12 protein-coding genes are annotated in these 14,591 nt (G+C 65.1%); 9 read left to right on the forward strand and 3 right to left on the reverse strand.

What is annotated here, in order from left to right; genetic code table 11:
- The first annotated feature begins 36 nt into the window (after nt 1-36).
- The 4 genes from XH81_RS35100 to XH81_RS35115 all read left to right on the forward strand — a co-directional run bounded on the left by XH81_RS35100 (nt 37) and on the right by XH81_RS35115 (nt 2,559).
- Nucleotides 37-1,155 (forward strand): helix-turn-helix transcriptional regulator, encoded by a 1,119-nt coding sequence (locus XH81_RS35100; RefSeq protein ID WP_028145199.1) that lies wholly within the window; start codon nt 37-39, stop codon nt 1,153-1,155.
- Between the two features lie 252 nt (nt 1,156-1,407).
- Complete coding sequence (locus tag XH81_RS35105; protein WP_244429067.1) at nt 1,408-1,644, forward strand: hypothetical protein; 237 nt, start codon at nt 1,408-1,410, stop codon at nt 1,642-1,644.
- Nucleotides 1,571-1,816 carry a hypothetical protein gene (locus XH81_RS35110; RefSeq protein WP_240536293.1) on the forward strand — a complete coding sequence of 82 codons (246 nt, stop codon included), beginning with the start codon at nt 1,571-1,573 and terminating at the stop codon, nt 1,814-1,816. The genes XH81_RS35105 and XH81_RS35110 overlap by 74 nt, the downstream gene beginning before the upstream one ends.
- Nucleotides 1,817-1,830: 14 nt before the next feature.
- Nucleotides 1,831-2,559 (forward strand): sulfite exporter TauE/SafE family protein, encoded by a 729-nt coding sequence (locus XH81_RS35115; protein WP_028145196.1) that lies wholly within the window; start codon nt 1,831-1,833, stop codon nt 2,557-2,559.
- Here XH81_RS35115 and XH81_RS35120 read toward each other — a convergent pair.
- Nucleotides 2,556-5,756 carry an efflux RND transporter permease subunit gene (locus XH81_RS35120; protein WP_028145195.1) on the reverse strand — a complete coding sequence of 1,067 codons (3,201 nt, stop codon included), beginning with the start codon at nt 5,754-5,756 and terminating at the stop codon, nt 2,556-2,558. The genes XH81_RS35115 and XH81_RS35120 overlap by 4 nt on opposite strands.
- A gap of 164 nt (nt 5,757-5,920) precedes the next feature.
- The gene (locus XH81_RS35125; RefSeq protein ID WP_028145194.1) at nt 5,921-7,162 is read right to left on the reverse strand and encodes an efflux RND transporter periplasmic adaptor subunit; all 1,242 of its coding nucleotides are present in this window, start codon (nt 7,160-7,162) and stop codon (nt 5,921-5,923) included.
- 198 nt (nt 7,163-7,360) lie between these two features.
- Here XH81_RS35125 and XH81_RS35130 point away from each other — a divergent pair, with 198 nt between their 5' ends.
- A complete protein-coding gene (locus XH81_RS35130) occupies nt 7,361-7,966 on the forward strand; it encodes a TetR/AcrR family transcriptional regulator (RefSeq protein WP_028145193.1) in 606 nt (201 codons plus the stop codon).
- A gap of 34 nt (nt 7,967-8,000) precedes the next feature.
- Here XH81_RS35130 and XH81_RS35135 read toward each other — a convergent pair whose 3' ends face one another.
- The gene (locus tag XH81_RS35135; protein ID WP_179879860.1) at nt 8,001-9,482 is read right to left on the reverse strand and encodes an amidase; all 1,482 of its coding nucleotides are present in this window, start codon (nt 9,480-9,482) and stop codon (nt 8,001-8,003) included.
- Nucleotides 9,483-10,003: 521 nt separating this feature from the next.
- Between XH81_RS35135 and XH81_RS35140 the strand changes: the two genes are divergently transcribed.
- From XH81_RS35140 to rnz, 4 genes are read left to right on the forward strand one after another with little or no spacing between them, the layout of a single operon-like run.
- Nucleotides 10,004-11,221 carry a multidrug effflux MFS transporter gene (locus tag XH81_RS35140; RefSeq protein ID WP_028145191.1) on the forward strand — a complete coding sequence of 406 codons (1,218 nt, stop codon included), beginning with the start codon at nt 10,004-10,006 and terminating at the stop codon, nt 11,219-11,221.
- A gap of 15 nt (nt 11,222-11,236) precedes the next feature.
- Nucleotides 11,237-12,634, forward strand: a complete 1,398-nt coding sequence (gene guaD / locus XH81_RS35145) for a guanine deaminase (RefSeq protein WP_028145190.1) — start codon at nt 11,237-11,239, stop codon at nt 12,632-12,634.
- 10 nt (nt 12,635-12,644) lie between these two features.
- A complete protein-coding gene (locus XH81_RS35150; RefSeq protein WP_028145189.1) occupies nt 12,645-13,628 on the forward strand; it encodes an antibiotic biosynthesis monooxygenase in 984 nt (327 codons plus the stop codon).
- Nucleotides 13,629-13,680: 52 nt separating this feature from the next.
- On the forward strand, nt 13,681-14,586 hold the full coding sequence (rnz, locus tag XH81_RS35155) for a ribonuclease Z (protein ID WP_028145188.1): 906 nt from the start codon (nt 13,681-13,683) through the stop codon (nt 14,584-14,586).
- Nucleotides 14,587-14,591 lie beyond the last annotated feature (5 nt).

Consider the following 14,591-nt stretch of genomic DNA (forward strand, 5'->3'; position numbering starts at 1 on the left):
TCCGCAAATCTCCGAATTTGACCATTGGCTCTTCCGATGCTCCGACCTCCACGACATTCCGAGCTGATCGAGAGCATCTATGATGCAGGACTCCACCCTGAGTTGTGGGGCGACGTCGTGGTCAAGCTCAATGCGTTCATCGGCAGCCAGGCCTGCGGCCTGATTTCGAAGGATACGGTCAGCAAGTCCGGGGCGACCCACTATTATTGCGGAGTCGATCCGCACTACATCCAGCTCTATTCCGGAACCTACTCCCGGTACGATCCGCTCGCCCAACTTCCTGGGTATGGCGAGGTGCGCAACATTCCGGACCTCGTGAATTTCGACGAGTACCGCCGCGGGCGTTTCTATCAGGAATGGCTGCGCCCGCAGGGCTGCATCGACGTCGCCAATGTGGTGCTGGAGCAGTCGAAGTCGCCGTGCCCGATGTTGCTGACCGTCATCCCGGGCAGGGAGATGCTGGGCGCCGAGCAGCGCGCGCGAATGCAGTTCCTGGTCCCGCATGCGAGCCGCGCGCTCATGATCAACCGCGCGATCGAGCGGAAGCAGCAGCGCGCGACCGCGCTGGCCGACGTCGTGGACCGCCTGAATGCCGGCGTCATCCTGCTCGATGCAGCCTGCCGGATCGTCCACAGCAATCCGGCGGCCGAGACGATCCTGGCCGCGGACGATGTCCTGCGCTCGATCTCGGGCAGGCTGGTGACGAGATCCTCCGAGGCCAATCTGGCCCTGCGCAATATCTTCCACGATCCCGGAGAGGTGGCCTTGGCGGCCGCTGAAGGTCGAAAGATCCCTCTGACGTCGCACGACGGTTCGCACTACGTCGCGCACGTGATTGCGTTGCCCTCGCTGCTGCGCGATGGCGCGACCGAGCGCACATCGGCCGTCGGGGCCTTGCTTGTCTGGAAGGCGGAACTCGACAGCCGCTCATGTGCCGGCCTGATCGACCGCACGTTCGAGCTGACGCCAGCGGAACTCAGGGTTCTGCAATCGATCGTCGAGGTCGGCGGTGTGCCGGAGACCGCGCTCGCATTGGGGATCGCCGAGACGACGGTGAAGACGCATCTTCATCGCGTCTTCGCCAAGACCGGCGTGTCCCGTCAGGCCGATCTCGTCAAGCTTGCAGCGGGATTCTCCAATCCGCTTCTGCACTGACACGCAGGCGCGTCGCGGGCTCTTCGCTGCAGCACGCCGACAGGTTCAAAGAGAGACATCATTAGAAAGTTATCGCGCGTCATTCGATCGAATGACGCGATTTTTTGCGTATCCTTCTACAGACGCGTCACACGATTTCTTGTTCGACCTATCAGACTTCTTTGTGAAGCAACTCACATCACGCTGGGGTGAATCTCATCATTCTCTCGCACAGGTTGAGAGGAGGTCGTCATGCGAAGGACGTCACTTGCCATGGCCGACAAGTTCCGCGACATCGTCGCTCGCATCGGCGCCGTGTTCCGCGAGCAGCGTAAGATCGACGCGCAGCGCGCATTGCAACGCTATCACCATTTGCTGGCGCAGCCCGGCGACACATTGCCTTTGAACGAAATCATTCCGGTCAGCAAGCAAGAGGATGTTTCAGGAAATGCCCACGGATCTGATGCGCGCGAGCGCGCCGCCGGCGAGCCCGCCTACGAGCGCGCGTAATTTCAACATCGTCGCGATTGCGCTGACCGGGGCGCTCGTCGCTCTTCAGCTGGTCGGGCTGGCGCTTCTGGAACGATCCCACGCCCACGCGATGCAAATGTCGTTTCCACGCGAACCGGCGGCCTGCACGGACACCCCGGATGTCGCCGTTCCGCAGATCCCCTACGATTGACCGGAGGACGGTCCGTGCCTGATGTCACGACTCTGATTCTGCTTAGCGTTGCCGTCTTCGCCGGCGCCTTCGTTTCGGGGCTCTCGGGTTTCGCGTTTTCGGCGGTCGCGGGCACGATCCTGCTGCGGATGTTTCAGCCGCTCGAAGCCGTGCCGTTGATGATGGCTTGCAGCATCGGCGTGCAGGCGACCAATCTGTGGGCGCTCCGGCGCAGCATCCGTTGGGAGGGCAGTCTGCTGCTGATCGTCGGCGGATTGATCGGCGTTCCCATCGCGGTGTCGCTGTTGCAGAGCGCGGATACGCATCTGCTCAGGCGCGGCTTCGGCATCATCGTCGCGCTCTATGCCGCGTATATGCTGCTGCGGCCGACGCTGGTCACGGCCGGAGAGGCCGTCGGCCGGCACTGGGTGGCGCTGATCGGATTTGGAGGAGGGCTCGTCGGCGGGCTGACGGCGATGCCGGGCGCAATCCCGACGATCTGGTGCGACATGCGCGGTATGCCCAAGAGCGAGCAGCGCGGCCTGGTGCAGCCGTTCATCGCGGCAATGCAGCTGTTTGCCATCGCGCTGCTGGTCGGGCATCAGGACCTGTCGTCAAAGGTCTTCGTCGACCTTGCTGTCAGCCTGCCGGCGTTGTTCGCCGGCTCGGCGCTTGGCGTGATCGCTTTCCACCGGGTCAACGAGACGGTCTTTCGCAAGACCGTGCTCGTTCTGTTGCTCGTGTCGGGGATATCCCTGATCTAGTGTCCTTGGACTTCGTGAAGTCCCTGGACCGGCGCCGCGCCGATGTCGCTGCCGTGATGCACCAGCGGCTTGTTACCGGTCACGGTCCGCAGCAGCACATAGAACACCGGCGTCAGGAACAGGCCGAACACGGTGACGCCGATCATGCCGGAGAACACGGCCACGCCCATGGCTCGCCGCATCTCCGAGCCCGCGCCGGTCGAGAGCACCAGCGGCAGCACGCCCATGATGAAGGCCATCGACGTCATCAGGATCGGGCGAAGCCTCAAGCGGCTCGCCTCGATCGCGGCGCGGATCGGCGTGCGCCCGGCGAATTCGAGCTCACGCGCGAACTCGACGATCAGGATCGCGTTCTTGGCCGAGAGCCCCACGAGAACGATCAGGCCGATCTGGGTGAAGACGTTGTTGTCGCCCTTGGAGATCCAGACGCCGAACATGGCGGCGAGCAGGCCCATCGGCACGATCATGATGATCGAGAGCGGCAGGGTCAGGCTCTCGTAGAGTGCGGCCAGCACCAGGAACACCAGCAGGATCGCCAGCGGAAACACCCAGAGGCCGGAATTGCCGGCGATGAACTCCTGATAGGTCAGGTCGGTCCATTCGAAGGCAAAGCCGGGTGGCAACGTCTCCGCCGCGATCCGGGTTGCCGCCTCCTGCGCCTGGCCCGACGAGAAGCCGGGGGCGGCGGCGGCGTTGATATCGGACGACAGGAATCCGTTGTAGCGGATCGCACGCTCCGGTCCCGCGCTCTGGCGGATATTGAGCAGCGCCGACAACGGCACCATGTCGCCCGAGGACGAGCGCACCTTCAACTGCCTGATGTCGTCGGCGCGTGCGCGGAACGGCGCGTCGGCCTGCACATAGACCGAGTAGGTGCGGCCGAACTTGTTGAAGTCGTTGACGTAGTAGGACCCGAGGTAGATCTGCAGCGTGTTGAAGACTTCAGTCACGGGCACGCCAAGCTGCAGCGCCTTGGTGCGGTCGATGTCGGCGAAGAGCTGGGGTACGTTGACCTGGAAGCTCGAGAACACGCCCGCGATCTCCGGCGCCTTCTGCATCGCCGCCATGAACGATTTCGTCGCTTCGTTCAAGGCCTCATAGCCGAGGCCGGCGCGGTCCTCGATCTGGAGCTTGAAGCCGCCGATGGTGCCGAGACCATTGACCGGCGGCGGCGGGAACATGGCGATGAAGGCCTCCTGGATGCCGGCGTACTTCTTGTTCAGGTCGGCCGCGATGGCATTCCCGCTCAGGGCCGGGCCCTTGCGCTCGTCGAATGGCTTGAGCGTCGAGAACACGATGCCGGCATTGGACGAGTTGGTGAAGCCGGAGATCGACAGACCGGGGAAAGCCACGGAACTCTCCACACCAGGCTGGGTCAGCGCGACGTCGCTCATCTTGCGGATGACCTCTTCGGTGCGGTCGAGCGTTGCGCCATCGGGCAGGCGCGCAAAGCCGACCAGATATTGCTTGTCCTGGCCCGGCACGAAGCCGCTCGGCACCTGCTGGAACAAGAGGGCGGTGAGGCCGACCAGGACCACGTAGAGCCCCATCACTGCGGCCTTGCCCGAGATCACCTCGGTGACGGTTCCGCTGTAATTATCCGAGGAGCGCGTGAAGGCCTTGTTGAAGCCGCGGAAGAACCAGCCAAGGCTCTTTTCCATGATGAGCGTCAGCCGGTCCTTCGGCTCGTTGTGTCCCCTGAGCAGCAGCGCCGACAGCGCCGGCGACAGCGTCAGCGAGTTGACCGCCGAGATCACGGTCGAGATCGCGATCGTGAGTGCGAACTGCTTGTAGAACTGTCCGGTGAGGCCGGAGATGAAGGCCAGGGGCACGAACACCGCGATCAGCACCATGGCGATGGCGATGATCGGGCCCGACACCTCGCGCATGGCCTGATAGGTGGCGTCGCGCGGCGACAGCCCGGCCTCGATGTTGCGCTCGACATTCTCGACCACGACGATGGCGTCGTCGACGACGATGCCGATCGCGAGCACGAGGCCGAACAGGCTGAGCGCGTTGATGGAGAAGCCGAACACGTGCATCACCGCGAACGTGCCGACGATCGACACCGGCACGGCCAGCAGCGGAATGATCGAGGCCCGCCAGGTCTGGAGGAACAGGATCACCACCAGCACCACCAGCGCGATCGCTTCCAGCAGCGTGTGGATGACGGCCTCGATCGAGGAGCGCACGAACTGGGTGGGGTCGTAGACGATCTGATAAGACACGCCTTCCGGCATGTTCTTCTTGATCTCGGCCATGGTGGCGCGGACGTTGTCTGAGATCTGCAGCGCGTTGGAGCCCGGCGCCTGGAAGATCGGGATCGCCACCGCCTGCTTGTTGTCGAGCAGCGAGCGCAGGCCATATTGCGAGGCGCCGAGCTCGATCCGCGCGACGTCGCGCAGCCGCACGACCTCGCCGCGCGTGCCGGTCTTGACCACGATGTCGCCGAATTGCTCTTCGCTGGAGAGCCGGCCTTCCGCATTGACGGACAGTTGCAGGTCGATGCCCTGCACGTTCGGGGAGGAGCCGACGACGCCGGCGGCGGCCTCGACGTTCTGCGCCTGGATCGATTTGACGATGTCGCTCGCGGTCAGGCCGTGCTCGGCCGCCTTCTGCGGATCGACCCAGACCCGCATCGAATAGTCACCGGCGCCGTAGAGCTGGACGTCGCCGACGCCGTCGATCCGCGCCAGGCGGTCCTTGACGTTGAGCACCGCGTAGTTGCGCAAATAGGTCATGTCGTAGCGGCCGTTCGGCGACAACAGATGCACGACCATGGTGAGGTCGGGCGAGGACTTCTTGGTGACGATGCCGAGCTGGCGCACCACGGCCGGCAGGCGCGGCTCGGCCTGCTGCACGCGGTTCTGCACCAGCTGCGTCGCCTTGTCGGGATCGGTGCCGAGCCGGAACGTCACCGTCAGCGTCATCGCGCCGTCGGTGGTCGCCTGGCTCGACATGTAGAGCATGTTCTCGACGCCGTTGATCTGCTCCTCGATCGGGGTCGCTACCGTCTCCGCGATCACCTTGGGATTGGCGCCGGGATAGGTGGCGCGCACCAGGACCGACGGGGGCACCACGTCCGGATATTCCGAGATCGGCATCGCGAACAGCGAGATCAGGCCGGCAAGGAAAATCAGGACCGACAGCACGCCGGCAAAAATCGGACGATCGATGAAGAATTTCGAGAGATTCATGGCTTTGCCCCTGGGCAATATCTTGTGCGTCTCCGACAGCTCCGCCGTCATTCCGGGGCGTGGGCGAAGCCCGCGAGCCCGGAATCCAGAGGTGAGGTGGTCGGAGTTTCGTAACTTCGAGATCCCGGGTTCGCGCTATGCGCGCCCCGGGATGACAGAGAACATTAGCGTTGCACCACGTCCTGGTTGCTGTGGTTCGAAGCCTGCTGCCCACGCGCGCCCATCGCTGCGACCTCCGTCTTGAGGAGGGCGCCCGGACGCACGCGCTGCAGACCGTTGACGACGATACGATCGCCGGACTTCAGGCCCGAGGTGACGATGCGAAGCCCGTCGACGGCGCTGCCGAGCGTGATCGGTCGGTAGACCGCGCGGCTGTCGTCGCCGACCGCCATCACGAACTTCTTGTCCTGATCGGTCCCGATCGCGCGCTCATCGATCATCACCAGCGTCTGCTGCTTCGGCTGGCCCATGCGCACGCGGGCGAACTGGCCGGGGATCAGACGCCCGTCCTCGTTCCGGAACACCGCGCGCACCCGGATGGTGCCGCTCTGGCCGTTGACCTGGTTGTCGATGAGCTGGATGTGGCCTTTCGCCGAGAGGCCGCCGGAGGTCGCCATCTCCACGGGGATCTGGTCGAGCTTGCCGCGTCCGCCCTTGGCGTCCGCGATCGAGTTCAGCGCACGCAGCACGACCTCTTCGTCCGCATCGAACGACGCATAGATCGGATTGACCGAGACCAGCGAGGTCAGCACCGGGGAGGCGGTGCCGGCAGCGACGAGATTGCCGACGGTGATCTCGATCTTGCCGACGCGGCCGTCCACGGGCGCGCGCACCTCGGTGTAGTCGAGATTGAGCTTTGCAGTCTGGAGCGTTGCCTCGGCCGCCTTCACGTTGGCGATCGCTTCGCGGTTGGCGTTCTCGCGCTGGTCGAAATCGCGGCGCGTCACGACGGCGTTGCCGACCAGCTGCGCGCCGCGTTCGACCTCGCTGGTGGTGAACACCACGCGCGCCTTTGCGGCCTCGAGCTGGGCGTTGGCCTTGTCGACCTCGGCGGCGTAAGGCGCCGGATCGATCTTGAACAGCACGTCGCCAGCCTTCACCAGCGCGCCTTCGGTGAAGTTGGTCGCAAGGATCGCACCGGCGACACGCGGGCGGAGCTCGACGCGGTTGATGGCTTCCAACCGGCCGGAGAAGTCGTCCCACAGCGCGGTCTGCCGCGGCTCGATCATGGCGACGGTGACGGGCACCGCCTGTTCAGCCGCGGCGGCCGTTGCGGTTGCCTGGGCGGAACGAAGATAGTGGCCGGTCGCAATCGTACCGGCTACGGCGAGGGCGCCCACGATGGCGACGCCGCCAAGAAGGCGGCGGAGACGGCCGGTGTGGGAGGTATGTTGGGAGGGGGGCATTTGCGCGCTCCAGATATGTAGTGTTCACTACAGATGTGGAGCTGGATCTCGCAGTGCAAGATACTTATGTACCATTCACTAAGAAAAATGTACGCCGATACCGCGACGATTGGAAGACACAAGAAAAAGAAAGCCAGAACAAATAGATAGGGCCGGCGTTAAGCTGATACCAGCCGCCGATTCCGAGGAGACAGGCACATGCGCATGGGACGCCCCCGCGAATTCAACGCCGAAACGGCGTTGGACCAGGCGATGGAAGTGTTTTGGCGCCATGGCTATGAGGGCGCCACCATCGCGCAACTGACCGAGGCCATGGGCATCAATCCGCCCAGCCTCTATGCCTGTTTCGGCAATAAGGAAGGTCTGCTGAAGGCTGCGCTCGATCGCTACACCAAGCTGCGCGGCGTCTGGATGGACGAGGTGGTGGCCGCATCCACCGCCCGTGACGTCGCCGAACGGATGCTGATGGGCATCGCCGAGAAGCAGACCGATCCCGCCAATCCGCCCGGCTGCCTGCTCGTGCAGGGCGGCATCGCCTGCGGTACCGGCTCCGAAAACGTCCCGTTCGAGCTCGCCGCCCGCCGCGCCCAGAACGAGGACCAGCTCCGCGACCGTTTTGTTCGTGCCAAGGCCGATGGCGATCTCAAGGAGAGCGCCGACCCCGCCGCACTCGCGCGCTACGTCTCGGCCGTCGCGGTCGGCATGGGCGTGATGGCATCCTCGGGCGCAGATCGCGAAGCGCTGCGGCAGGTGGCGAGCGTCGCCGTGCAGGCGGTCGAGGCGCAGTCGGCCGACCGAACGTGATGGCTGTAAGTGCCGTCGGCTGTCATCCCGCAGATCATGCAGACAGCGCCGGCGGCGGCACGAAGCCGCCGAACTCGCGCTCGATCAGTCCGGCGAGCGCCATCGTCGTACGATCCTCCAGATAGGGCCCGATGATCTGGGCGCCGACCGGCAGGCCCGACGACGTACGCTCGATCGGAACTGCGGTCGCAGGTAACCCGCAGGTGGAAGCGGGGTCGGCCCAGATGAAGCACGCATCGGAGTAATTGTAGAGCCGTCCATCGATGTCGAGCTGCCGGGCGTCGAACGGTTCGGAATGGTCATGCGGAAAGGCCGGCACTGCCGCTGCCGGATAGATCACCGCGTCGAATTCGCGGAAGAGCTCCTCCCACCGTTGCTGCAGCTGCAGGCGCGCCGCATCGGTCGCGAGCCATTCGCGATGGATCATGCCCCAGCCGCGGGCGCGTTCGGCCTGCAGGCTGCGGTCGTCGGGCGCGAGTGCCGCGGCAAGACCTCGCGCTTCTTCGATGGCGGCCGGTGTCAGGCGTGGGCTTCGCGCGGCGTTCAGCAGTCTCATGTAGAGCCGGGCCGACTCGGCGAGATCGGGCAGCGATGTGCTCGAGCGCGCCACCTGCGCGCCCGATCGGCCGAGCCGCTCGGCCAATCGTCCAATGGCTGAGCGCACCGCGTCGCCCGTCGGCATCAGTGGATGCGTGTCGACCACGAGGATCCTGAAATCCCGGAGCCGGTCGTGGCGCGGGGCCGGCAGCGCGAGGCGGTAGCCGACGCCGTCGCGCGTCTCGTCCGGGCCGGCGATCACGTCGAGCGCCAGCGCAAGGTCCGAAGCTGTGCGCGCCATCGGCCCAACGACCGCGAGATCGCCCTGGCCGGGGACGGGCGGTGCCGGCGGCAGGCTGTATCCGCGCAGCGGGACCAGGCCGAGGCTCGGCTTGTGTCCGAACACGCCGCAGAAATGCGAGGGGACCCGGATCGAGCCGCCGATATCCGAGCCGATGGAGAGTGGACCGAAGCCGGCAGCCAGTGCCGCGCCTGATCCGCCAGAGGAACCGCCGGGCGACCGGCCGAGGTCCCAGGGGTTGTTGGTCGTCCCATAGATCTCGTTGTAGCTCTGGAAATCCCGCAGCCCGATCGGGATGTTGGTCTTGCCGATGACGACGGCGCCGGCCGCCTTCAATCGCGAGACGACGAGGGCATCCTCCGCCGGCTGGAAATCCCTGAAATGCGGAAAGCCCCAATTCGTCGGCAGGCCCGCGACGTTGAAGGGTTCTTTCAAGGTCACGGGGATGCCGAGCAATGGCCGTTGCTCGCCGCGTCCAAGCGCGGCATCGGCGGCGCGCGCGGCCGCTCTCGCGCGGTCGAAATCGCGCACGATGACCGCGTTGATCCGCCCGTCCAGTGCCTCGATGCGCGCGATCGTGTGTTCGAGCAATTCCGAGGCAGATATCCTGCGCGCGCGCAGGGCGCTCGCCAGTGCTCTGATCGAGCCGTAGTTCAGGTCAGCAGCATCTGCGGTCATCACGAACTCCAATGTCTCTCATCGCGGCATCCACACTATCCCCGCTGCAGATCGCTCGGGGCACCGAACATGCGATTTTGAAAGGGGGATGAGGAGGCGGCGCAACGGGCACCAGATCTGCTTGCCGGGCACCGGTGCGGAGGCCCGGGCTTCGAAGCAGCTATGCCTTCCGCCCCGTTAACGGACCGGCGCGCTGGCGGGATCCACAATCGGCCATCAGGCGAGTCAGCGCCTGCTTTGCCCGACGTGTCAAACGTCCGCGCGGGCAGGCCTTGGCGGAGTGCGGCGCGAAATTCTTCAATGATTTGTACTTTGCATGGGGTTGTTTTCGCGTTTTTTGTTTGGGCGTCCCCCGGCCAGGGCATCAGCCGTCATAGGCCGTATCGATACGGGCGCTCCTAAGAATTCTTACACACAGTTCTGGCACGCTCCCGCGCGTCGAAGTTCCCGCAACCTGCATCGTCGCGTCTCACTGCGCGCACGAAAAGACGGGGCCCGCGGAGATCAAGGGGGCGTTGCTCATGACCGCACTTGCTTCGGACGCCGGTTGCGCGAAGCGCGGGATCGTGCCGATCCTGCTGTGCGTCGTGCCGTTCAGCCAGATTCCGCTCGATGCCTATACGCCCGGCCTGCCGCAGATGGTGGTGGATCTCGCCGCCGATCCCGCCTCGATGCAGAACACCGTCACCGCCTACATGCTCGGCATGAGTCTGGCGCTGGTGCCGGTCGGCATCGCCTCCGACACGCTGGGCCGCCGCAACGTCCTGCTCGCAGGCCTGTCGATGCTGATCGCGATGAGCATCGCCTGCGCGCTCGCCACCAGCGCCTCGCTGCTGCTGGGCTTGCGCTTCCTGCAAGGGATCGGCGGCTGCACCTGCCTCGTCGTGGCCTATGCGGTTGCGGCCGATTGCTATCGCGGCCGTGAGCTCACCGCGATCTCCGGCCTGCTTGGCGCGGCCTGGGGGCTGGCGCCGGTGCTCGCGCCCGCGGCCGGCGGCTTCATCGTCGAGCTGACGTCCTGGCGCGGTGTCTTCGTCATCATTGCGATTGCCGCGGCCATCGTCGCTGCGATCGTCGTGTTTCTTCTGCCCGAGACATTGCCGTCGGAGCGGCGCGCGCCGTTCGATCCGCGCCGCACGGCGGGTATCTTGCGCGAGGCGCTGGTCCGTCCAGGCTTTTTGGCTTTCGTGCTGGTCTTCGCCGCGGCGGCGAGCGCGCAGCTGGCGTTCGGCGTCGTCGCGCCGTTCTTCTACCAGACCGGCCTCGGTTACTCGGCGGCGATCTACGGCCTCGTCGCGCTCGGCCTCGGCGGGGTCAATCTCGCCGGCGAGCTCGGCTGCGCGCATTTTGCGCGCTTCATGCCGGCGCGCCTGCTGGGCTTCGGTGCCTTCGCGCTGTTTCTCGCCGGCTCCGCCGTGCTGACCGTAACAGGCATGGTCGTCGGTCTCGATTTCGCGTCGATCACGATCGGCGGTGCGCTGGTGCTCGGCGGCTGCGGCGTGCTGTGCCCGATGATGTACGGCATGGCGCTCGGCCTGTTCGAGCGCGACCACGGCCTGATCGGCGGTCTGATCAGCGCGCTCTGCTATCTCGCCGTGAGCGGCGCCATGGCGATCGCGGCAGTGTTGCCTGAGGCAACGCAGGCGCCGATCGGATGGCTCTATCTCGGCCTCTGCGCCATCGCGGGCACGCTGCTCGCGATGTCGCTGCCGTCAGTGCGCCAAGCCACACAATCTTAAGAAGGGGACCCAATCATGACCACGGTCGGTATTCGCGGCACGTTCTTCGACTTCGTCGACGATCCCTGGAAGCATGTCGGCAACGAGCAGGCCGCCGCGCGCTTTCACCAGGACGGTCTCATGATCGTCACCGATGGCGTCATCAAGGCGTTCGGACCCTACGAGACGATCGCCGCCGCGCATCCCGGCGTCGAGATCACCCACATCAAGGACCGCATCATCGTCCCGGGCTTCATCGACGGCCACATCCATCTGCCGCAGACCCGCGTGCTCGGGGCCTATGGCGAGCAGCTCCTGCCGTGGCTCCAGAAATGGGTCTATCCGGAAGAGCTGAAGTACCGGGATCGCAACTACGCGCGCGAGGGCGTCAAGCGTTTCCTCGACGCGTTGCTCGCGTCCGGCACCACCACCTGCCAGGCCTTCACGAGCTCCTCGCCTGTTTCAACCGAGGAACTGTTCGAGGAAGCGGCCCGCCGCAACATGCGCGTCATCGCGGGCCTCACCGGCATCGATCGCAACGCGCCGGCGGACTTCATCGATACCCCGGAGAATTTCTATCGCGACAGCAAGCGGCTGATCGCAGAATATCACAACAAGGGCCGCAATCTCTACGCCATCACGCCGCGCTTCGCCTTCGGTGCCTCGCCGGAATTGCTCAAGGCGTGCCAGCGCCTCAAGCACGAGCATCCGGACTGCTGGGTCAACACCCACATCTCCGAGAACCCGGCTGAATGCAGTGGCGTGCTGGTCGAGCACCCGGACTGCGAGGACTATCTCGGCGTCTACGAGAAGTTCGACCTCGTCGGGCCGAAGTTCTCCGGCGGCCACGGCGTCTATCTCTCGAACAACGAATTCCGGCGCATGTCGAAGAAGGGCGCGGCGGTGGTGTTCTGTCCGTGCTCCAACCTGTTCCTCGGCAGCGGCCTGTTCCGCCTCGGCCGCGCCACCGATCCGGAGCATCGGGTGAAGATGTCGTTCGGCACCGACGTTGGCGGCGGCAACCGCTTCTCGATGATCTCCGTGCTCGACGACGCCTACAAGGTCGGCATGTGCAACAACACGCTGCTCGACGGCAGCATCGATCCCACGCGGAAGGACCTTGCGGAAGCCGAGCGCAACAAGCTCTCGCCCTATCGCGGCTTCTGGTCGATCACGCTTGGCGGTGCCGAGGGCCTCTACATCGACGACAAGCTCGGTAATTTCGAGCCCGGCAAAGAAGCCGATTTCGTTGCGCTCGATCCGAATGGCGGGCAGATCGCCCAAGCGTGGCACCAATCGCTGATCGCCGAGGGCGCCGGCCCGCGCACGATGGACGAGGCCGCGAGCATGCTGTTCGCCGTGATGATGGTCGGCGACGATCGCTGCGTCGACGAGACCTGGGTGATGGGCAAGCGTCTCTACAAAAAAGGCTGAAGCCGCCGCGATGAGCACATCTCCTGACACGGCCGGCCAGCCGGTCGCCCTCGTCATCCAGCGCCGCATCGCTGACGAGGGCTTTGCCGCATTCGCGCGGTGGAACGGCGAGGTGGGCGAGGCGCTCAAGGCCTGGCCCGGTTTCCTGGGGCAGGAGGTGGTGCCGCCGCAACCGCCGGCGCATGTCGACTGGGTGACGATTTTGCGTTTCGCCAGTCCGGCCGCGGCGCGCGCCTGGCTCCAGAGCGAGTTGCGGGCGAAGCTGATCGCTGAGGTGCAGCGCTTCTTCGTCGGTTCGGAGGATGTCCACATCCTGCCCGACACCGGCGTTCAGCGTGATAGCGCGGTGTCGGCCGTCATCTCCTTCAAGGTGCTGGATGGACTCGAGGACGCGTTTCTGAAATGGCAGCAGCGCATCCAGGCCGCGGAGGCCGAGTTCAAGGGATTTTTGCGTCACAAGATCGAGCGGCCGATTCCAGGCTTGCGCGACGAATGGATCGTCATCCTGTCGTTCGACAGCGATGCCAACCTCAATGCATGGCTTGGCTCACCCGTCCGTCAGACCCTGCTGAAAGAGGGCGAGCGCTTCAACGCCGGCATGAACGTGAAGCGCGCGAGCTACGGCTTCAATTTCTGGTTCCCGGCCGGCAAGACTGGGGCTCCCGAGCAGGGCCCGGCCATGATCTGGAAGAGCAACCTCATCGTCCTCCTGGTGCTCTACCCCGTGGTCTATCTCTGGGGCACTTTCGTCAGCCGGCCCCTGATCGACAGCCATGGCGTACCAGTCTGGCTGTCGCTGTTTGTCGGCAATCTCGTCAGCACCCAGCTGCTCGGCTGGTGGCTCGTGCCCGCGGCCTTCAGGGCACTCGACTGGTGGGTCGCGCCGAAGGCGGCGATCAGTCGCCAGATCGCGGGCTATGCACTTCTTGCCGCGCTCTACGCCGCTTCGATGGGGCTGTACGCGCTGTTGCTTGCGTGGCATTGGGGACGGTGAGACCGTCCACCGTACCGTCGCGGAGAGGGGCGGTCGCTGGACATCGACGACCATGTTTGCCCTGACATTCCTCGGCACCTCGGCGAGCGTTCCCTCCGCGGAACGCAACCATCCGGCCCTGCTGATCGAGGCTGCCGGACAGCGCATGCTGGTCGATTGCGGCGAGGGCACGCAGCGCCAGTTGCTGCGCAGTGGCGCAGGTTTTCGACGGCTCGACCGCATTCTGCTGACGCATGCCCATCTCGATCATGTGCTCGGCATCCCCGGCCTGTTCTCGACGCTGCGTTTGCGGCAGAGCGCCGAGGTGATGATGGTTCATGGTGGCCCATCGACGCTTGATACGGTCATCCAGATGCTGGCCGGCTTGTGGGGCGCGGGCAGGGCGCCGCTCCCAGTGGAGTTCGCCTTGTTGGCCGCAGGACGGTTCGTCGACGCCGGTGATTTCACCATCGACTGCTTTCCGGTCCGCCATCGCGACACCGACAGTTTTGGATTCGTCTTCCAAAGCCCCGCTCGCCGCCACCTTCAGCCGGATCGGCTGGCGGCGCTTGGCGTTCCCGACGGTCCCTTGCGCGGCGAGCTGGCCGCAGGCCGGGCAGTCGTAATCGAGGGCGATCAAACGATCGATCCGGAAGACGTCCTGGGGCCGCCGAGCGGCGGCAGGAAACTCGTCGTGATCGGCGACACCGAAACCACCGAGGGGCTGGCGCAACACGTCGTTGACGCCGACATGCTGGTGATCGAGGCAACGTTCCTCGATCGTGACGCGCCAACCGCGCGGGATTACGGCCATCTCACCGCGGCAGAAGCGGCGTCGTTTGCGGCGGCGAGCAATGTGAAGCAGCTCGTGCTGACCCATATGTCGGGACGCTATGAGGACGAAGAGATTTTCGCGGAGGCGGCGCGGATCTTTCCGAACAGCCGGATTGCCGCCGACTTCGATCACATCGTGATCTAGCCGTC

The organism is Bradyrhizobium sp. CCBAU 25360, from assembly GCF_028128695.1.
GTDB classification, from domain to species: domain Bacteria; phylum Pseudomonadota; class Alphaproteobacteria; order Rhizobiales; family Xanthobacteraceae; genus Bradyrhizobium; species Bradyrhizobium ottawaense.

Coding starts and splice junctions, on each gene's coding strand:
- rnz (WP_028145188.1), top strand. CDS start 13,681: ATGTTTGCCCTGACATTCCTCGGCACCTCGGCGAGCGTTCCCTCCGCG.
- XH81_RS35120 (WP_028145195.1), bottom strand. CDS start 5,756: ATGAATCTCTCGAAATTCTTCATCGATCGTCCGATTTTTGCCGGCGTG.
- XH81_RS35125 (WP_028145194.1), bottom strand. CDS start 7,162: ATGCCCCCCTCCCAACATACCTCCCACACCGGCCGTCTCCGCCGCCTT.
- XH81_RS35105 (WP_244429067.1), top strand. CDS start 1,408: ATGGCCGACAAGTTCCGCGACATCGTCGCTCGCATCGGCGCCGTGTTC.
- XH81_RS35150 (WP_028145189.1), top strand. CDS start 12,645: ATGAGCACATCTCCTGACACGGCCGGCCAGCCGGTCGCCCTCGTCATC.
- XH81_RS35100 (WP_028145199.1), top strand. CDS start 37: ATGCTCCGACCTCCACGACATTCCGAGCTGATCGAGAGCATCTATGAT.
- XH81_RS35140 (WP_028145191.1), top strand. CDS start 10,004: ATGACCGCACTTGCTTCGGACGCCGGTTGCGCGAAGCGCGGGATCGTG.
- XH81_RS35135 (WP_179879860.1), bottom strand. CDS start 9,482: ATGACCGCAGATGCTGCTGACCTGAACTACGGCTCGATCAGAGCACTG.
- guaD (WP_028145190.1), top strand. CDS start 11,237: ATGACCACGGTCGGTATTCGCGGCACGTTCTTCGACTTCGTCGACGAT.
- XH81_RS35110 (WP_240536293.1), top strand. CDS start 1,571: ATGTTTCAGGAAATGCCCACGGATCTGATGCGCGCGAGCGCGCCGCCG.
- XH81_RS35130 (WP_028145193.1), top strand. CDS start 7,361: ATGCGCATGGGACGCCCCCGCGAATTCAACGCCGAAACGGCGTTGGAC.